The following is a 19,940-nucleotide window of genomic DNA, read 5'->3' as shown; positions in this document are numbered from 1 at the left end:
AAGACTCTGATTTTGGCTACCATCAGTACAGGAATTTCGTCCCAGGCTTCTTTGGAGAAGGAGGTCTCAATGGCAAAAGTTGAGCGCATTCGTGAAGTGGTAACAGGTTCGGTTGATCTGGAGTATGTCCGCCAGAAAACTGAGGCGGGCTGGAAACTGGTTGCAATGGAATGGCGTCGTGAAATCGCAAGTGACGAGGCGGAACAGCCGATCATTGTAGAAGAGATACCTTATGGTTTGCGGGTTGCGTCCGACTGCAGCCGCCTGGAAGAAGATCCCAACGAGCGCGCCGTCCTGGTCCAGATGATGGAGCTGATCGTCCAGGATTACTCCATTACCCTGGTGGCCGCGGAGCTGAACAAACGCGGTCTGCACACACGCACCGGCGGTCTCTGGACCCCCGTTTCAGTGTTTAACATGCTTCCGCGCCTCATTGAAGTTGGCCCCCACATTTTCTCCAGTGACGATTGGGAAGAACGCCGCGAACGGCTGCTGAAGATGGTCTAGTATGCTTTCTGGATGAAAATCGTCTCCGCTGGCGAGGTGCTCTGGGACGTTCTTCCCTCCTCTGAGCATCTCGGCGGCGCGCCTTTCAACTTCGCATGGCACGCACATAATCTGGGACATGAAGTCTGCTTTGTCAGCGCCGTGGGTAACGATCGGCATGGGCAACAGACCATTGAACAAATGGAGGAAGCGGGCCTGTCAACACGCTTCATCCGGCGAATGCCCGATCAGCCTACTGGAACTGTCACGGTTGCTCTGGATTCACAGGGATTACCGCATTATGCAATTCATCGCCCCGCCGCGTATGACTTCCCTGCTCTCAGCCCGGCTGAATTTGATGCGTTGGTCAATCCCGCGCCCGCGTGGATTTATTTTGGCACTCTGCAACAGATGAGCGCTCTCGCGCATGACCTCACACTGCAACTCATGGCGGCTGCCCCGGCCGCAAAGTATTTTTACGACATAAATCTCCGCGTCGGTTCATTCACGCCTGAACTCGTCCGCACACTTGCCCAGCGGGCGCACATTCTCAAGTTGAATGAGCAGGAAGTTTCCACTCTCAGGGAGATTGGCGGGCTCCAGGGCGACTCACTTGAGCAGTTCTGCCGCAACTGCCTCATCGCATTCCAGCTTGATGGCATATGCATCACGCTAGGGCCAAAAGGATGTGCGCTGTTGCTTGGGAATGAATATCTTGAAGCTCCCGGCTTTCCGATGTCCGTTGCGGACACCATTGGCGCCGGGGATGCTTTTTCCGCCGCTCTTCTCCACGGAATGAACGCCGGATGGACCGTTTCTAGGATTGCCGCATTCGCGAACCGAGTCGGCGCACTTGTAGCCAGCCGATCGGGAGGAACGCCCAAATGGACCGTGGCCGAGGCCCTGGCCCTCTAGAATCCCTTTTCGTATGGGGTGAATCGTCACACAGTCTTGCCACATTTGCTTGCCTCTCTGGTAAAGTGTCGCTCAGATGATGAAAGGATGTCTTGAGCGCCATTTCAACCGCTCGCAAATAGGAACCCGAACATGGCTTTAAGCTCGATCGCCCCTCAGAGGATTTCTTCAGGCACAGTCCATCTCTGGCAGTTCGACATTGCCTTGCCCAGAGAGCAGGCTGACCGATATCGGGATATTCTTTCGCCAGATGAAAATCAGCGAGCTGACCGTTTCCATTTTGACCGGGACAGAGTCCGCTTCATTGCAGCTCGCGCGGCCATGCGATCGATTCTAGCGGGGTACCTGAATGTGACGCCTGAAAAAATCATATTTTTCTACGCTGCAAACGGAAAACCGGAGCTTGCCGGAGAATTCAACGAGTCTGGATTGAAATTCAACCTATCGCACTCCCGCGACCGCGCCCTTCTGGGCGTGGTGAGCAATGCCTGTATTGGCGTTGATATTGAGTATATCAACCAGGAGTTTGCGACCGATGAAATTGCACAGCGCTTCTTTGCGCCCGGAGAAGTAGCCAGGTTGCGGGCAATGCACGCCACAGAACGGGCCGCCGCATTTTTCAGTTGCTGGACACGAAAAGAAGCCTACATCAAAGCAGTGGGACAGGGCTTATCACTCCCGCTGGATAGTTTTGAAGTCGCGTTTGGATCGGGAGTCAAGCCCAGCCTGTTGCGCGTTGAAGCCTCTCCCGATGAGGCGGCGCGATGGAGCATGTACAGTATTCCTGCCCCTGAGGGCTATGCCGCAGCCATCATCCTTGAAGGAAAAGATCATAAACTTGAATATCGAGAATGGGACTGGGGATTGTGAGCTGATGATATCTAGCGATCGTACATTTCGGTGAATAGCTTCAACCGGCACTGGTCCGCCTCGCGAAGGCTGTCGGGACATAACCTCCACGTCCAGTTGCCGCCAAGGGTGCCAGGGGTATTCATGCGCGCTTCACTGCCAAGTCCCAATACATCCTGCATGGGAAATAGGACAGTGTTTGCCACGGACTTCATGACTTCGCGAATAAAGATCCAGTTTACTTCTTCATTAAATTGGGCTGCGCTGACGCCGAAGTAATTCTGTGCATCGGCATACTCTCTTCTTACGTCAGCTTGAGTACGCGTGCTTTGGGCCACGCCGGAACGCCACCATCCGAACATGGTATCATTGTCATGCCCGCCGGTATAAGCCACAAGTTGCTGCTCATAATTGTGCGGACGAAAAGTAGGCGCCTGCGGATCAGTGCTGAAAGCAAATTGCAGAATCGCCATTCCTGGATAGCCAAATTGCTTCCGGATGGCTTCCACTTCCGGCGTAATCACGCCCAGATTCTCGGCGACAATCGGCAGCGGGCCAAGTTTGTCCGTAAGGACTTTAAAGAGTTCAGCGCCGGGACCTTTGACCCACTTGCCGTGCATCGCTGTCGGCTCGCCCGCGGGGATTTCCCAATATGCTTCAAAGCCGCGGAAATGATCAAGCCGCACTATGTCAAACATCTTGAGCGAGGCGCGCACGCGATCAATCCACCAGCGGTAGCCGTCCTTCTTCATCGTGTCCCAGCGGTACAGTGGATTTCCCCAGAGCTGTCCGGTGGCGCTGAAGTAATCTGGAGGGACGCCGGAAACTTTCAGCGGACTTCCCTTTTCATCCAGCCAGAACATCTCTGGATGCGCCCACACGTCAGCGCTATCATGCGCAGCATAAATGGGAATATCGCCCATAATGCGAATCCCAAGACGCGCACAATTCTCTCGAACCACATTCCATTGGCGAAAGAACTCAAACTGCCAGAACTTGTAAGCGGCGATTTCAAATGAGAGCTTTTCTCTCCATTTTGCAATGGCTGAATGTTCGCGCGCAGCCAGATCCGGGTCCCATTCCGTCCACACTTTGCCCTGATGCGCATCTTTGGCAGCCATGAAAAGAGCATAGCCATTCAGCCAGGCCTGGTTTTCCTGGACGAATTTCTCAAAATCAGCTTTGACTTCGATTTTCACGGATGCGAAAAACTTAGAAGCCGCTTTTCGCAGCAAACTGAATTTCCATGGAATCACTTTGCTGAAATCCACCCGATCTGTGGGAAACTCCGGCAATCGTTGCAAGTCTTCCTTCTCAAGCCATCCCTCTTCAACCAGCGCTTCCAGGCTGATGAGCAGCGGATTTCCAGCAAATGCCGAAAGCGCTTGATAAGGTGAATCGCCGTATCCGGTTGGATTCAATGGCAGCACCTGCCAGATTTTTATGCCTGCATCATGCAGATACGAGCAAAAACGTAGCGCTTCCGCTCCCAATTCGCCTATTCCATTAGCGCCAGGCAAGGACGTGGGATGCAGCAGTATGCCGGCTGATCGAGGAAATATCATTGCAGTTGTTCCAGAATTCCGTGGAGAGGAATTCGCACCCAATCCGGCCGGTGCCGAAGTTCATACTCGACTTCCATCAATCCCTTTTCAAGCGTGAAGGCATCAAGCAAGACCTTGATTTCCGGCTGGGTTTGCGGCAAACAGTCAGCGGCGCCGGCGGTTTCAAAGTATCCCCGCAGGAACAGCGCACTTACCCATTGATACCAGGCCTTGGCCCAGCGTTCCAGGCGCGAGTCATCCTGCGTAGGAACAATTCCGGGAACATGATTGAAGAGCACCGCGTGCGACACATAGTGAAGTGAGCGGACCATGCTGGCAACATCTTTAACGGGCGATCGTTTGATGCGTCGCTCACTCATGGGCCTTGTATAGTCTCCATCAAAATTCTTGATGATGAAATTACTGCCGCTGTAAAGCACATTTGCCAGGTGATAGTCGCCATGATGGCGCATTCTCATCCCAGAAATGCGCATGTCTCGAAGGGCGTTGAAGCGTTCCCCCAGGGCAGCTTGTTGCTCCAGCACGGCCCGCGCTTCCTCATGCGCCGCACCGGACAAATGCTCCACTTGCTGGCGAAGCGCATCAAGCGACTTATTCATCTGCGCCAGAAATCCATGATAAAGACTGTGACGATAGAACTCCGTGAAAGGCTCGGGCGCAAATTCCGGCATCTCCGGATGGCTGCTGAGCGCAGCGTGCAATTCAGCGGTGCAGCGCCCCAACAGGACCGCCGTTTCAGCATGGCCTCCCAGCAATTCAGTAATGACGCGCGGGACCGGTTGAGAGGACAAGGCAAAGGGAGTGCCTGAGGTCAGTTCCTTCAATCGCGGATCATCTTCGCCAATGGCCAGCGCGCGCTCAAAGAAAAGTCCCAGATGGTCCAGCGTGTATGTCCAACCATCTGCTGCATTGCGAACGTAGGCCGTAAGAGTCCCGAGCGTTGTCACTTCTTCGCTCTCATCTTCCTGCCTTACGCGGTATTCGATCGCCCCCAGTGTGCGGGCAATATGAGCAAAGTTCGTATGGTTCGTCAGGAACTCCCCAATTTCACGGTCCGGGTTCGGCCCCTGTTCCACTTCGCGATAGATGGTGAAAACAAAATCCTGTCCCAACGTTACCTGGATCTTGTGCGCATCCAGCGTTTGCGGCTGCGGCTCCAGATTGGAGCGGACGCGACCCCAGGCTTCACGAAAAGCCCGCGTATGCGTTCCAACAATGTCTCCTTTTTCTCCCTTGATCCGGCGACGGCGCAGCATGGCCTTTAGCAATGCGTCATTGAACTGCCGGTCAAAGACCGATCCATAGAGAATGGACTGTGGATCAGGCAGGCCTTTTACCTTTGCCAGGACCGTATAGAGTTTTTCCCGCAAAATCGTTTCGGCCTGTTCCCCTGTCGTGAGCGAAAGCGGAACGGTGAACTGCTCTGGTTCTCCATCAGTATATTCAACGTTTATCAGCAGAATATGCGCCATGGTTTCTGGCAAAGCGATTACGTCATGGATACTCACTTGCCGGATCGTACGATGCTTGTTGATGAACCATGATCGCCTGCGCAGGATCATCGGAAGCAGTTTCGCAATATTGTTCCGCGTGGCCGTGTTGAAGAGTTCCTGTGCGTTCATTGCAAGTACAGGTATGTCTTCCGCTCGCGCCGTAACGGAAAACGATTCCTGACTCTGCTCAAGTGGCTGCAGATGAAACCACTGGAAGGCATGTGGTCCCAGGGAAAGCAGATAGGGCTGTTCGGTGATCGCGGGAAAACGGTTGCGACCGAAAACTTCCACCGGCACGGCTTCACGATGCCTGGATAAGTCCAGTTCCGCGCATTGAGTAAAGCGCGAAAGATTGGCTACCACCAGGATCTTCTCGTCCTCAAACTCACGCACAAAAGCCAATATCTTGCGGTTGGTGGGGAACAGGATTTCCATCTTCCCACGTCCGAAGGCCGGATGCTGTTTGCGCTGCGCGATCATTCGCTTCATCCACCACAGCAGAGAGTGTGAGTTGTTATTCTGCGTCTCTACATTGAGCGCTTCGTAGTGATATTCCGGATCAATGTTTACCGGCAGGTAAAGCTTCTGCGGATTGGCGCGGGAGAAACCGGCATTGCGGTCCGGGCTCCATTGCATCGGCGTGCGAACACCGTTGCGATCACCCAAATAGATATTGTCGCCCATGCCGATTTCGTCGCCATAATACAGGACTGGGGTTCCGGGCAGGGAGAGCAGGAGCGCGTTCATCAGTTCAATACGGCGGCGATCATTTTCCAGCAGCGGCGCAAGCCGCCGGCGAATGCCAAGGTTGATCCGCATGCCGCGGTCCTGTGCGTAGGTGCGGTACATGTAATCGCGCTCTTCGTCCGTCACCATCTCCAGCGTAAGTTCATCATGGTTGCGCAGGAACATGGCCCATTGGCAATTTTCCGGAATCGCCGGCGTTATGCGCAGGATCTCCGTGATAGGGTGGCGGTCCTCCATGCGCAGGCCCATGAATAGGCGTGGCATGATGGGGAAATGAAATGCCATGTGGCACTCGTCGCCCTTACCGAAATACGCGACAGCATCTTCCGGCCACTGGTTGGCTTCCGCCAGCAACATGCGGCCTTGGTATTTTTCGTCCACATGCTTGCGCAGCTCTTTTAAAGCGGCGTGGGTTTCCGGCAGATTTTCACAGTTTGTTCCTTCGCGCTCAAACAGGTATGGCACCGCGTCAAGGCGCAGGCCGTCCACGCCCAGATCGAACCAGAAATCCATAGCGGCAAACATGGCCTTGCGGACCTCTGGATTTTCCCAGTTGAGGTCCGGCTGGTGTGAATAGAATCGATGCCAGTAATAGGCCTTGGCGACCGGGTCCCACGTCCAGTTGGAGCTTTCAAAGTCCTTAAAGATGATGCGCGCGTCACGATACTTGTCCGAGGTATCGCTCCAAACGTAAAAATCCCGCCAGCGGCTGCCCGGGGGCGCACGCCTTGAACGCTGAAACCAGAGATGCTGGTCAGACGTATGGTTGAGCACCAGCTCGGTAATTACTCTCAGGCCGCGGCGCTTTGCCTCACGCATGAAGCGCTGAAAGTCCTTCAATGAGCCGTAAGAACGGTGCACATCCACGTAATCAGATATGTCATATCCGTCGTCCTTAAGAGGTGAGGGACAGAACGGCAGAAGCCAGATCGCGGTAATGCCAAGGTCTTCTAAATAGGGCAACTTCTGGGTCAATCCGCCAAAGTCACCGATCCCATCGGTAACGCTGTCGAAAAAGGCCCTGACATGAACTTCGTAGATGATTGCGTCTTTGTACCAATCCGGCATGCGGTCAGAGTGAACTGAATAGGACTATTAAATTGTATCTGGAGTTGGCTCTTCATGAGTCTTTCCCCCGCCCCGATTTCCCCCGATGTGCCGCTCCTCCTATCCGTTCCTGATCAGTGTATCCGCGTAAATCAGTGATAGGGTCTTATTTCCCGGTTTTCTCCGCGTCTCCGAAGACTTTTTGTCAGGGCACGAGTTTACTCATGCCGCAAAGAAGCAAAATAACGCTGCTTCCCTGCGCCGCAGTCCCGCGTGTGCGCTAACATCTATAGATAGATGGTCCCGTCGCCGCTCCAGCATTCTTCCGCCCGCGTCCTGGAATTCACGCACTTTCGTGACGTTCTGGGCGCATACGTCAGCTCGCCGCTGGGCAAGGCCAAGGTGTCTCAACTGGAGCCCTCGCTCGACCGCGCATGGATCAACCAGCAACAGCAGCTTGCCGACGAATCACGCCGCTTTTACTCCGCCGGCGGCCGCTTCGAATTCACCGGCCTGTTCGATGCGCACAATCTTCTGGCCAAGGCGCGCATTCCCGGCGCGACGCTTGAAATCGAGCAGATTCGCGATCTCGTCCTGCTGGTGGATAAATCTTCTGAATGGCGTGAGATGGCCCTTCATCCGCCGGACGCCGTCAAGCCGCACTGGATCGGCATGCTGGCTCTTACCCAGCAGATTGCCGACTTCACCTTGCTCCTGCGCCACTTCCGCAACAAGATCCAGCCGGACGGCACGCTTGATGATCGCGCCTCCGCTGAGCTCACGCGCATCCGCCGTGACGTGGAGAAACAAAAGCGCGCCATCCAGGAATCGCTGCGCGGCTATCTGCGGCGGCTGGCAGAAGGCGGCGCCGTGCAGGACGAACTCGTCACCATCCGTGGTGAGCGCTTCGTCATTCCCGTAAAGACCGAGCAGCGCAAGCGCGTCAATGGCGTCGTTCACGGCGCAAGCTCCAGCGGACAGACCATGTTCATTGAGCCGCTGGAAACCATTGAGCAGAACAACGACCTTGTGCGCCTGCTGGAAGAAGAGCAGGCTGAGGTCCGCCGCATCCTACAGGAGATGACGGAGCGCCTGGGTGAGCACAGTGAAGCCATTGCTACCGCCACCAACGTGATGGCGGAAGTTGAGCTGCAAATCGGCAAGGCGCGTTTTGCCGTGGACTACGATTGTGTCCGTCCAGAGCTGGCGGAAGATTACACTGAGCTGCGCGCGGCGCGCCATCCTCTGCTGGAGCGCAACCTCAAGGCGAAAGGCGGTAAGGTTATCCCGCTTACGCTTGAAATGGACGGCGCGCATCGCCAGCTCATCATCAGCGGGCCCAACACAGGCGGCAAAACCGTGGGCCTCAAAACTCTGGGATTGCTGGCGCTCATGGCGCAGGCCGGCGTTCCCGTACCCGCCACCACGGCGCGCCTTCCGGTGTTTGATTCCGTGCTTGCCGATATTGGCGACTACCAGTCGATCGAGCAAAATCTTTCTACTTTCTCCGCGCACGTCACCAACATTGATTTCATCTCGCGCACCGCAACCGCGCATTCGCTTGTCCTGCTGGACGAGCTCGGCTCCGCCACCGATCCTGAAGAGGGCGCGGCGCTGGCCGTGGCCATTGCAGACCATTTCCGCCGTAGCGGCGCGCTCAGCGTGATCTCCACGCACCACACCTCGCTCAAGGTCTATGCCGCCAACACCGCGGGCGTGCTCAACGCAGCCGTGGGCTTTGACGAAAACACTCTTCAGCCGACGTATGAGCTGCGCGTCGGCGTGCCGGGAGCTTCGGCGGGCATCAACATTGCGCAGCGTCTCGGCCTCAATCGCCAGATTACTGACGCCGCGCGTGAACGCCTAACCACGCAGACGCAGGACGTGAGCAAGTTTCTCGACCGTCTGCACTCTGAGCTGCGCGATCTCGAACGCGAACGCCAAGCCGCGCAAAAGCGCGAGCAGGACCTGGCCCGCGAGCAGAAGCGCCTTGAAGTCGAGGGCCAGCAGGAGCAGCGGCAGAAAGTCCGCGAATTTGAGCGCAAGATGGAATCGCTCATCAAGGACTTTGAGTACCAGGTGCGCGAGGCCGTCAGCGCCGTGCAGGACCGCGCCGCCGCGCAAAAGCTCAGCAAGCAGGCGGAGCAGCGCATCGCCAAGCTGCGCCGTGAATTCAAAGAGCAGTTTGACGCCGGCGTGGTGGCGCACAAAACCGGCGCAGACCAGGGCGATCCCAACGCGCGTCCCCATGAGGTCAAGCACATCTCTGAAGGCGATACCGTCAAGCTCAAGTCCCTTGGCCGCACCGCCGTGATCAAGCGCAAACTCGATGAGAACACCTTTGAAGTCGAAATCGGCAACATGAAGATGAAGATTCCCCGGCATGATGTTGCGGAAGTTTTCTCTCCCGGCGGAGCTGCGGCACGCGGCGCCATAAATCCTGTCGCGGCGGCCCGAGCGCGTGGCATCTCCGTAACGTTAAAAGAAGATTCCAGGGCGCCCACTGAGCTCAACGTCATCGGTCGCAATGTGGACGAAGCCACCAGCGCGGTAGAAAAGTTTATCGACCGCGCATTTTTGGCGGGGCTCACGCGCGTGCGCATCGTCCACGGCAGCGGCATGGGGATTCTACGGAAAGCGCTGCGTCAATACCTGCAAAAGCATCCTCACGTGGCGACAGTTGCAGAGCCGCAACAGAATGAAGGCGGAGCCGGCGCGACGGTAGTGGAGTTGCGGGAGTAGGAGTAGTCAACTATCCGTTTGTACGGCTACGGCCTACTGTTCACTGAGCCTTCCGCGCAAAAGAAGAGTCTCTGCCTCGGTGTTTCTTCCCAATTCACGATAACATCCCGCCAACTGCTTCAGAGTGTGAAGCGTTTGCACATGATCTGCGCCTAAGACTTTTGTTCTTATTTCCAATGCCCTTAAATATAATGGCTCAGCCTGACGGTAGAGATGCTCCTGACGATACAATGAAGCCAGCCTTGCAAGGCTGCTGGCGGTCCGAGGATGCTCGGCTCCCAGTGCTCGTTGCCGGATCGATAGTGCTCGCTCTAGAAGCAATTCGGCTTCGCTAAACCGCCCTGTAAGCGCATATATCCCTGCCAAACTGTTCATACTAGCAACAACATCTGGGTGATCCGATCCGAACGTCTTCTCTTTAAGCTCCAGCGCGCGCACAAGAAGCGGTTCAGCCTCCAGGTAGCGTTCAGCTCTTAAGTACAAGGATGCTAAACTGAAGAGTTGGTTGGAAATATCCGGATTAGAGGGTGACAATGCCGCCTCTTTAATTTTCAATGCCCGCCGATAAAACATTTCAGCCTCATCGTAGCGCCCTTCTCGCTGGCAAGTACTGGCCAAGCTATTTAGTGTGTTGGCTATGTCGGGGTGGTCTGGGCCAAAGGTTTTTTCCTTAATTGAGAGAGCCTGCTTTAATAAGGCTTCTGCTTCGGCGTATCTGGCTTGGACACGAAGGAGCATCGCTAGATTCGTGAGTATCGCCGTGACCTCTGGGTGCTCATTTCCATAGCTGAGCTCCGCAATTCTTAGTGACTTCTTATATGTTACTTCCGCTTCGTTGTATCGCTTTTGCATTCTCAGGAATACCCCGAGGCGGTTCAGCGTGATTGCGATTTCAGGATGTTCGGACCCGAAGACTTGAGTCTTGACAGCAATCACTCGATGATAAAGAGATTCCCATTCCTGAAAACGCCCTTGTATCCTGTAGATTGTTGCTAAATTGCCGACTGTGCGGTTCAGGATTGAAGCCAACCCAGGTTCACTTTTGCTCAACGTTTGAGTTGTCAAATCTAAAACGCGTAAATAGATCGCTTCAGCTTCGGCATATTTTCCTTGAGAGCGATAAACAAGAGCGAGGCTTTCCATCGTGTCAATCGCGCTTATCCCGCCCAATGCCGGATTTTTTTCGAGGATCATCACAACACGACAGTAGAGCGACTCAGCTTCAACTAGTCTGCCTTGATCGGCACACAAGTTAGCTAGGTTCTTGATGAATGTGACCGCGCTAAGGTGGTCGCGGCCGAAAGTCTTTTCATTCGTCTCAATTGCCCGCTTGTACAGTGCCTCGGCGTCGCCAAACTTACCTTCATTTCTGTAACGGGTAGCTAATGCCAATACTTCTGAATCGGAAGCTTCGTCGGGCAGCGCAACTGCACCAATATCCTTTGCAATTGAACGCAAGGAGGTCAGCAGCTTGGAGTACCCATCAGGTTCAAACAAATCAGCACTCTGGCGATTCTGAAGCCAATCTGGCAAATCAGATTTATCAAACCTAACCGGCACAATCTTGAATGAATCGAGGCTTTCTCCGAGGCGACGAACAGCTTGAAAGCTCGCCGATGCAACGTCATTTGGAGCGTGCCGCGATTTTGAGGACATACAGATCACGCCTACATCACTTTCGCGAATTGCGTTTGCTATTGACTGTTGCAGACTCTCTCCAGGAAGGATGTCTGTATCATCTATCCAAGGCCGAATACCGTCGACTATCAGACGATCACATAACCGAAGAGCGTCATCTTTATCTGGCGACGCGTAGCTAATAAATACGCGGAGCCTACGTTCCTGATCTATGGGGATTGGTTTCCACGGCAATTCAGACTCAATCAGCTTCGTCACAAAGGCCTGATATGCTCTACTCAAAGATAAGGCATCTGGTCGCTCCTCGAGAACTGCGACATTCTCACCATAAGAATAATAGCTAAGATAAGGTAACTGAACTTCATCGAAATATTCGTTCATGTCGCATTCGGCGAGTCCGTAGGCCTTGCAAAATAACGTCTCAATATTCTTCTGATACTCTAAACGCCATTGCTCCTTCAATATCTTCTCGTTAATATCAATTCGGCTTGGTAACGGAAAAACCGATAGTGGGCGGAAATCGTCTGACGTTTTCCGGTAGGCCAGTACCTCATCAATCACCTGAAGAAGACCGTATAAACTCTGCCGGTTTGGAGTGAAGACACCAACAAGTTTTTCGGGCAAAAGCGTTGTGCAAATACCACTAACATCGGTAATGCCAGTGCGAGAATCAACAAGGCAGTAGTCGTAGTGACTTGTTACAAGACTTCGGAATGCAACGAAAATAGCAGGATATTTAGCATAGAATGAGGCCCAATGAAACGAGCTCACTAGTCGCGCATAGTCGGCATCAAGGTTTCCGTTACTTCGCGGATCTAAGCTCCCGGCTTTCATTAGATCTACATTGGGCCTCACATCCGAGACTAAGTACCGGTCCAGAGGAAGAATATTGCCGAGCGTGCGCCACCCTGTTGGCTGGCTTATCTCGTCATAAAGATCCTTCGATTTAGACAGGAAGCTTTCGAGAGCATGAAAATAATTGATGATTCCCGGCCGTGAAGCGTGTTCTGGATGCTCCGAGGACTTAGGAAAAAACCGATGTAGTCCGGGCGCCTCCAAATCCCAATCCATGAGCAAAACTCGCCCCGCGCCGCGAGCCAGAAGACAACCTGCATTCGCCAGCGCCATCGACCTTCCCGTTCCTCCCTTATAAGAGTAAAACGTAATAATCTGAGGAGAATTCACCATTTCGCACCTGTTAAGGGTAAGTGGGGTAGAGGAGAGCCTTTGTAATCAGCAAATGCTGATTTCTCTGGAATCTCAAATTTCTCGCAATTCGCCTTAATTTGGTTTTCCCCTATATGTAACGCGATCCTGCGGACTCGTTCTACAATGCTTTCAACCTTTTTTCGAAATTCCTGAATCGTGTAATATCGCCTTCCCTGAAGAATCACATTTGTTATGTCAATATATTGAATTTTCGAGACCGCGTTGGGCAGGGGTTCACTCTTTTTGAAGAGTACTGGAATTATTGTCTTGTGATCTTGGCCTTTGAGTCTGCACTCACCGAGTTGTTCCATCGCAGCCCATTCTCGTCCGCACCAATCATGCATTGGATGATAGTAAATTGGCGCACAGATAGCGATCATCGCAACACTTCTGCACAGCTCATGTCTTAGCCTCTCCTTCCACTCATCGCCTCCCTTCAACTCATGCTGATCGAGAAATACTTTGGGCAACGGAAAAAACGTCGCTAGCCGCCGGCTGATTTCCGTCTCCAGTATCTGCGCACATTCGGTTAAGTCGGTGTTAATAGTGTGGGGCCAGCTAATGAAGACGTGATATTTATATCCACCTTCATTCAAGAGCCATTGATCTGCTTCGTAATCAAGTAACATTGATCTTCTTTCCTGAAACGCGCTTGTGTCGGGATTATACTGGAGGCGTTCTCGCCTAAACCAAATTGTATTCGTGCGATGTAAAGAGACTTTCCTCAGGTCAGGGCCGGGAGCTTCGGCCTCGGCTTAGGATCAAGCCATTCATGTTTGCAAACATCGGTTCGTCGTATCCTCATAGCATCTTGGACTGCGAGAAAAGTATCAGCCAAAGTGATCGGGTGTGCGAGCGAGTCCTTCAACGAGCTCGTTTTGTCGAAACATTTTTTGCACTAGCTTCAGTTGGCGATAGGCTGCGCTCGGGCGCCCGCCAAAGGCGGGCTGGGGAATGGTGAGTCTGAGTTGGTCCCTTCCCAGACCCCTATTCGCGCAGTTCAGCAAGGAGTTGTCACAGACGAGGAAAAGGACATGGCGGATAGGTTATCCGGCATGTCCTCTTTCGTGCTTGCTTCGCCTCTACAAATTGCGCTATTCTCAGGCAGCCCTCAGGGGTTGAAGTGTGTGGATCTTTGACAATTTAGCCATTAGCTCTTAGCCATTGGCTCTTAGCTAAGAACAAAACCAAAAATCGCCCCCAACCTCACGCCAAATGGGGAGGCAATGGGGAGGATTCAGATAAGTGGTTTTGTTTGCAACACCGGGTCGTGGGGATACATGGGGAGGAAACGTGTAAGGGCAATAATATCGTTGGCTAACCAACACCCCCAAAAATGCCTATCCTCGTGATCGCCATCACTGATATGATTCCCCCGCTATGCGAGGCTGGATGAATAAAGAAGGTGCGATCCGTGCTGGGTTGCAGGTGCAAGCCGTTTGGGACGGAGTGAAGGCCTTTTTTAGGGTACTATTTACTCGAAAGTGAACAGCCCTTTTGGGTGTATTTTCGCTACTTTTCTAGACAAATTGGGTCTTAAATTAGTATATTAGAATTCCTAATGTGTTTTTAATTCGTTTCTAACCTCCGATGAGGTACAAACGACTCAGCCCCGGCGCTGTACCCCTCTGGCAACACCGGGCAAAGATTAACCAGTCTAAATCATTGAGAAAGAAAGAACGGGCGTGGCGAGAAAGAACCTTGAGGAAATGGTAGCCGATGGTTTCCGAGAGGTTGGCGAATTGGTTCTCGTTTTCGCTCTTTTGGAGCCTATCATCAGTGGCCGCATAACTGCTTGGTGGTCTGTTGGCGCTGTAGCGGTTAGTGCGTTTTTCTTTCTTGGGGGCTGCTACATTGAGAGGAGGCGACCCGATGAGTAATTATCTTCCACTTATTATCGTTGCAGGCTATGGCCTGGCTGCATTCACGGCCACGATGCTCTGGATGAAACACAAGGCATCGAAGAGACCAGAACGAGGAAGAGCAGCGACTGCGGGCGGGTATTCTGGCGAGGAAAGACGCCACCAGTTGACAAGATAGCTTTTACAATTCAGCCAAGGCCGCGCAAGATGCGCGGCCTTTTTTTATGCTGGCTCTTCCTCTCCGCAATCGGTATCTAAGCACCAGCATTTCAGAACGCTGCTTCTGTTGGAAGTGAATCCTTGCCAGTAAGAGCGGAGTAAGTGAGTCTCTTTCCGGCGACTTGCGAGAGCAGCAATTCAAAACGCTCACCATCGTTTACGGGTTTATCTTTGCTTCCCCGATTATTGAAACGAAACACCTGTTCATCAACGTAGCGGTCAAGGTGGAAGGGTTCCACGGCAACATACGTTCCGCGCAAGCCACGTTTCAGCAATGACCAGAAATTCTCGATTCCGTTTGTGTGAACCTGTCCATCAACATAGCCCTTAACGTGGTCAATCACGTCATGCGCGAATTGGTTCGCAAGAGCGTATCGGTAGCTAGGAAAATCATCGGTAATGATGTGCGATCCGGCTTCCACATTATCCAGAATCTTCTCTTGCAGGGTTGCGCGTTTTACATCGGGAATTACCATTGCGCGAACCTGTCTCATGCTGCGGTCAAGCATCCCCATGACAATAGTCTTTCCGGGTGCACGGTTATTCAGGGCAGGGTCTTTGCTGGCGAGGGCCAGAATTTTAGCTCTGCGGGATTTGTGCATCCGGCGCGGATCAGGGCCAACAAAGGTTTCATCTGTTTCGACAGGGCCAGCCCCTAGCTTTTCAAACGTGCCGTTCTTCATGGCAAGTCGGATTCTGTGAAGCATGAACCATGCCGATCTTTGCGTGACACCGATAGCTCGATGAATCTCGTAAGAGCTAACACCGTTTTTGCAATTCGCAATCATCCACATTGCCAGCAACCATTTATCCAGTCCAAGCGGAGAATCTTCAAAGATGGTTCCGAGCTTGACGGAGAACTGCCGATTGCAGTCTTTGCATTTCCAGCGTTTTTGAGTCTTGAGATACCAGTGCTCTTTGTGGCCACAGGCAGGGCACTCAGGGCCATTGGGCCAGCGCATTGAGGCTACGGCATGAATACAGGTTTGTTCGTCGCTGTAGAAAAGGATTGCTTGCTGAAGGGTCTTAACGGATAATGTTACTGAGATCGGCATGCGGGTCGCTCCGTGTGCTGATTGCCCCGCCGTCCAGTTGACGCTGGCGACGGGGCGTAGGTTAAAAGTCTAGGGTTTGACAACTAGCGGTTTTGGTTTCAAGGTGGCGGCGGCATTTGGCTTCCCCCCTATCTGAACGCTCACTGTTGACGCAGTGGGCGTTTCGTATTTATTGCCGTTGTCCATGATTAGGATTGTACATCACGGATACAGGCTGTCAATACAAAATTTATACAAAATTCTATTGACTCACCATGCCTGTATGATACACTCTGTATTCAGGTGAGGGTTATGGAATCAGAGAACGAGAAATCGAAGCGCAAAGTGCACCGCAGCCCCAGTTATCCAGCTTTTGATCTGGGTGAGGCGATTCAGAAGGCGGAAGCGGTTTATAAAGCGGAAAAGCGAACGGCTACCACGTCCGAAGTGATTGCTTCTCACGTAGGGTATAGCCAAGCCACTGGCCCCGGCGGTCGTGCTGTCTCTGCGCTTCGCCAATATGGGCTGTTAGAGGAAAATGCAGGTCGCTATCGTATATCCGACTTGGGATACACTCTAGTTCATTTCAGCCGTGATTCTGAAGAATGGAAGCGGGCCGTGGTGGATGCTTCCCGCCGTCCAGTCCTGTTCAAAGAACTGCTGGAAAAGTATGGCGAGGAGCTGCCCTCAGACGCTACCTTGAAGAATGAACTGCTTAGTAGGGGCTTTAATCCTGCTGCTGTTTCGGACGTTGTCACTATATTTAGAAACACGATGTCTCTTGCAGGTGAGCATGGTGGTAGCTATAATAACGGAGAGGAGAGAACCGTGCCTGAACCCGTTTCTGCCGCCAGTATCAGTACTGCATCTCCCGCTAAATTCACACCCGCTACCTCTGCGGAACTGTCTGTTCCTGTTGAGTTTGCGGGCGATGGGCAACAGGCCGTTGTCGCCCGAGTGCTGTTTAATGCACCTATTAAGCGGGAGTATTTAAGCCGCCTGAAAGCGTTTTTAGAGGCGTGGGAAAAGACCTTACCGCAGTAAACTTGAAACAAAAAACCCGCCTTTCGGCGGGTTACTTTTTAGCTGTGAACAGGTCGCCAGCGTTTGAGCGGCTTGTAACTGCCGGACTTCCAGCTAACAATTTCAGGAGTGACCTGCAAACACGATTCCAGATTGAACGTGAGCGAGGTCTTATCCTGAAAGACAATTTCAATGATGCGGTAGTCAGGTGAGATGGATAATTCCACTTCGGCAACGATCTTGCCTTTTGCCATGGGGAATGTGAGAACGCGCTGATACGGAGCGGCTTTCTTTCTTGCGCGTGAGCGGGTAGCCTTAGAGACAGCCATGATTCGCCTTTCACGAGAAGGTGGATTGTGGTCAGGGGCGCGTTGCGGCTACAACCGTAGCGCGTCCCGTCTCTGCTTATAACCCTTGCGACAAAGCGAATGCAAAGAAAAAATGATGGCGGGAAGAAAATTCAGCTCAGGTTAGCCAACGATATTATTGCCCGTGTAAGTCCTTTAGAAATGGGGACCAAGGGAGGGGGTAGGGGTATCCATAAGATCCCCATTAGGCTGACACTCCCAGGCCAAGGAATATCTCGGGGTAGGACTGCCCTCCTTCGGCCCTTACTTAATCACCCGGGACGCAATGAAATCATGCATCCAGTCCTGCTTGTAGCCCTTCTGGCGCAGATGGGATCGCGAGCTGCGCCCAGTGCCGGATGCCCCGCGAGAAAACAGCAGCTTCTCCGCCTGCGCAACCGGAACCACAACAGGCCAGATCACAAGTGTCAGGGCATGAGTTTACTCGTGCCGTCCAGCGCAAAGAAAAGAACAACTCCTTGCTGCCGCAGGCCCCCCCTCGCGCATGCGCAGCGGAGCGACCAGAAAACAGCCAAGCGAAGTGGAGCGACTAAAAACAAGCCGCAACGCGGCGGAGCCTTCCCTCTTTGTTGGCCTGACGCAATCCCGTGCCGCTGCATCCCTCGCAACCCAATGCGTTCCGCCTTCGATTCGTCAGAAATAGACGGAATACAACGCATGTTCAGCGTTATCAAAAGTAAACATCCGTTGCGCCTGCCTGCCGCAGCCGCCTTGCATCTAACAAGGGAATCACAAAGGAACCAAAAAAGATTCAGGGCGGTGCAGATTTGTTACTCGCAATTCATCCGCATTGGCCCGGGAGGATGGCACGAATGAAGATTCATAAGGGAATGCGTATTTTGAGTTCGATGATACTGATGGGCGCGCTGGCTGCGCCGCTGGCCATGCGCGCACAAGACCGCGACGACCACCACGACAAAGACGATCACGCAAAAAACCAGCGCATCTACGACCGCAATCACAAGGACTATCACAACTGGAACCAGGACGAAGACCGCGATTACCGGCAATGGTATACGGAGTCGCACCGGAACAAGAAATATCGCGACTACAACCGGCTGAACAAAAAAGACCAGAACGCGTATTGGAACTGGCGTCATCAGCACGGCGACAACGATCATGATCGCGATGACCACAAAGACCATGACCACGATCACGATCATCGATAGATCGCCAGACTATAGAGCGTGATATTAAAGCTTGCTGGATTAAAAGACAGCGGCAGTTGAAGAAAAAGTAAAAAGTCCGGAGCGTAAACTCCGGGCTTTTTATTTAGCGGCTTTAGCGGTCTTGCGAGCGGCGGTGCGGGCATTGTCCGCAGCCTTGGCAGGATGCTTGCCAACGGCCCCGGCAGGCATGTTGAGTGACGCTCTTAAAGTGCGGTTGCGCTCACGCTTGGCGGCTTGCGACCGGTTACGCGTGTTCTCGCGGGCATTGAGTTTTGGCATGGGTGAGGCTCCCTCATCTTCAGGATCAAAATGGTCTTAAGTGTCTGCTTACATCCTACAGTGTCTGCGTACATCCTACGCGATGGAATTGCCAAAACCGCCAAAATTGCCAAAATTGAAGATTAAAACCTGCGACCGACCAAATCAACGCAATCGCCCACATCAGAAAAGGATCCTTTTTGCGGCAGATCTTGCGCAGCCGAGCGCAGCTGGAACCGGAAATTTTTCGCGGAGGCTCGCTATTCCAATGCAGAACCCGCACAGCTAAAGATCGGCGTAAGAGATAAGCTCGATCTGGCGACGCGCAAGTGCTTTTTTTGTCTCCTCTGATGTCAACGCTGAAAGCTCAATTTCTCTCGACTGTGTCAGGCGTGTTCCGGCTGCCTGTAAATCAGCGTCTGAATATCCAGGATGGCAGACCAGTTCCCACGTGCCGTCAGGCAGTGCTTCAAGAATTCGCAAGAGCGTTTTCTGATCCAGCATGCCGGTGACCGCGATGCCAACCGTTCCGTCCGTCGAAACCATTCCCTCTTCTTTTACTGCACGGTGGAAGTCGGCGGCAAACATCTGGAACGCCGTAACTCCGGCCGAACGCAGCCAAAGTCCCGGAGTACTCAACACCATTCCAGCGGGCCAGCAGCGCAGCGGCTCAAACGGATTTCTTACCGCGCGAACGCCGCAGGCTTTGGCGGCGCGCAGGAGCGATCGCAAGATATGCGGAAACATATGAGTGTGCTTGTGGCTGTCAAGGTGCGTCAGCGTAATTCCGCGCGACTGGAGCTTGCGCACCTGCGCTTCCACTTCCCGCTGAACCTCCTCCGCGGAAATCTGCTTGCGAATTGCGGCCATGGCAAACTGCTTCAGGCTGGTACGGAAACGCTGCGAATCTTCTGTCAGTGAAGCAAGATTTGCCGTCAGCGGAACACCGTCGATCAGTACAACATGGCATCCAGTCTTGAGACCAGGCTGCGCCTTAGCCAGATCGATCGCGGCATCACTAGCTTTTGCATTGGCCATGAGCGTCGCTGAAGTCACAATGCCCAATCGATTGCCTTCGATGATCGCGCGGTTCACGCCCGAGGTAAGGCCAAAATCATCTGCGTTAACAATGAGACGACGCACTGGGTGAGTCTAACAAAAACCTATTGACCACCAAACTAACCCATCAACCACAAAGGACACGAAGGAACACCAAGAAAAGCACGATGAAATGATTTTTTGAGGTAAAAACAACGCTTGAAAAACACAACAGAGAGCGTACAGAAAATTTCACAGGACAGCGAAGAGTTAGCTTT

The 19,940-nt window shown here is 53.1% G+C and carries 14 protein-coding genes; 6 read left to right on the top strand and 8 right to left on the bottom strand.

All coding sequences use genetic code 11. The features are described from left to right. Nucleotides 1-69: 69 nt before the first annotated feature. From LAO76_11160 to LAO76_11150, 3 genes are all read left to right on the top strand, one after another. Entirely contained in the window at nucleotides 70-507 is a 438-nt protein-coding gene (locus LAO76_11160) for a recombinase family protein (protein ID MBZ5491479.1), read from the top strand. A 12-nt stretch (nucleotides 508-519) separates the two neighbouring features. Then, nucleotides 520-1,401 carry a carbohydrate kinase gene (locus LAO76_11155; GenBank protein MBZ5491478.1) on the top strand — a complete coding sequence of 294 codons (882 nt, stop codon included), beginning with the start codon at nucleotides 520-522 and terminating at the stop codon, nucleotides 1,399-1,401. 132 nt (nucleotides 1,402-1,533) lie between these two features. After that, the gene (locus LAO76_11150) at nucleotides 1,534-2,271 is read left to right on the top strand and encodes a 4'-phosphopantetheinyl transferase superfamily protein (protein ID MBZ5491477.1); all 738 of its coding nucleotides are present in this window, start codon (nucleotides 1,534-1,536) and stop codon (nucleotides 2,269-2,271) included. Nucleotides 2,272-2,282: 11 nt separating this feature from the next. On the opposite strand, the gene malQ is transcribed toward LAO76_11150, so the two are convergent. Both malQ and treS read right to left on the bottom strand, forming a co-directional pair. Further along, a complete protein-coding gene (gene malQ / locus LAO76_11145; protein MBZ5491476.1) occupies nucleotides 2,283-3,815 on the bottom strand; it encodes a 4-alpha-glucanotransferase in 1,533 nt (510 codons plus the stop codon). Then, the gene (gene treS / locus LAO76_11140) at nucleotides 3,812-7,123 is read right to left on the bottom strand and encodes a maltose alpha-D-glucosyltransferase (GenBank protein MBZ5491475.1); all 3,312 of its coding nucleotides are present in this window, start codon (nucleotides 7,121-7,123) and stop codon (nucleotides 3,812-3,814) included. Before treS ends, malQ begins: the two co-directional genes overlap by 4 nt. Before the next feature lie 276 nt (nucleotides 7,124-7,399). Between treS and LAO76_11135 the strand changes: the two genes are divergently transcribed. Further along, nucleotides 7,400-9,844: an endonuclease MutS2 gene (locus LAO76_11135; GenBank protein MBZ5491474.1), complete on the top strand. Its 2,445-nt coding sequence runs from the start codon at nucleotides 7,400-7,402 to the stop codon at nucleotides 9,842-9,844. 33 nt (nucleotides 9,845-9,877) lie between these two features. Here LAO76_11135 and LAO76_11130 read toward each other — a convergent pair whose 3' ends face one another. The 3 genes from LAO76_11130 to LAO76_11120 all read right to left on the bottom strand — a co-directional run bounded on the left by LAO76_11130 (nucleotide 9,878) and on the right by LAO76_11120 (nucleotide 15,827). Next, entirely contained in the window at nucleotides 9,878-12,610 is a 2,733-nt protein-coding gene (locus tag LAO76_11130; protein ID MBZ5491473.1) for a toll/interleukin-1 receptor domain-containing protein, read from the bottom strand. A 53-nt stretch (nucleotides 12,611-12,663) separates the two neighbouring features. Beyond that, nucleotides 12,664-13,320: a toll/interleukin-1 receptor domain-containing protein gene (locus tag LAO76_11125; GenBank protein ID MBZ5491472.1), complete on the bottom strand. Its 657-nt coding sequence runs from the start codon at nucleotides 13,318-13,320 to the stop codon at nucleotides 12,664-12,666. Nucleotides 13,321-14,822: 1,502 nt separating this feature from the next. Next, nucleotides 14,823-15,827: an IS1595 family transposase gene (locus LAO76_11120; GenBank protein ID MBZ5491471.1), complete on the bottom strand. Its 1,005-nt coding sequence runs from the start codon at nucleotides 15,825-15,827 to the stop codon at nucleotides 14,823-14,825. A gap of 291 nt (nucleotides 15,828-16,118) precedes the next feature. Here LAO76_11120 and LAO76_11115 point away from each other — a divergent pair, with 291 nt between their 5' ends. Continuing rightward, a complete protein-coding gene (locus tag LAO76_11115) occupies nucleotides 16,119-16,850 on the top strand; it encodes a hypothetical protein (GenBank protein ID MBZ5491470.1) in 732 nt (243 codons plus the stop codon). A 38-nt stretch (nucleotides 16,851-16,888) separates the two neighbouring features. On the opposite strand, the gene LAO76_11110 is transcribed toward LAO76_11115, so the two are convergent. Beyond that, the gene (locus tag LAO76_11110; protein ID MBZ5491469.1) at nucleotides 16,889-17,158 is read right to left on the bottom strand and encodes a hypothetical protein; all 270 of its coding nucleotides are present in this window, start codon (nucleotides 17,156-17,158) and stop codon (nucleotides 16,889-16,891) included. 851 nt (nucleotides 17,159-18,009) lie between these two features. On the opposite strand from LAO76_11110, the gene LAO76_11105 reads away from it, so the two are divergent. Continuing rightward, a complete protein-coding gene (locus LAO76_11105; GenBank protein ID MBZ5491468.1) occupies nucleotides 18,010-18,366 on the top strand; it encodes a hypothetical protein in 357 nt (118 codons plus the stop codon). A gap of 99 nt (nucleotides 18,367-18,465) precedes the next feature. Here LAO76_11105 and LAO76_11100 read toward each other — a convergent pair whose 3' ends face one another. Beyond that, nucleotides 18,466-18,645 (bottom strand): hypothetical protein, encoded by a 180-nt coding sequence (locus tag LAO76_11100; protein ID MBZ5491467.1) that lies wholly within the window; start codon nucleotides 18,643-18,645, stop codon nucleotides 18,466-18,468. Between the two features lie 264 nt (nucleotides 18,646-18,909). After that, entirely contained in the window at nucleotides 18,910-19,767 is an 858-nt protein-coding gene (locus tag LAO76_11095) for a ChbG/HpnK family deacetylase (protein ID MBZ5491466.1), read from the bottom strand. Nucleotides 19,768-19,940 lie beyond the last annotated feature (173 nt).

The sequence above is a fragment of the Terriglobia bacterium genome (genome assembly GCA_020072645.1).
Lineage (GTDB): Bacteria > Acidobacteriota > Terriglobia > Terriglobales > Acidobacteriaceae > Angelobacter.
The sequence above is the reverse complement of the archived record's forward strand: the minus strand, read 5'-3'. Positions and strand labels throughout refer to the sequence as shown.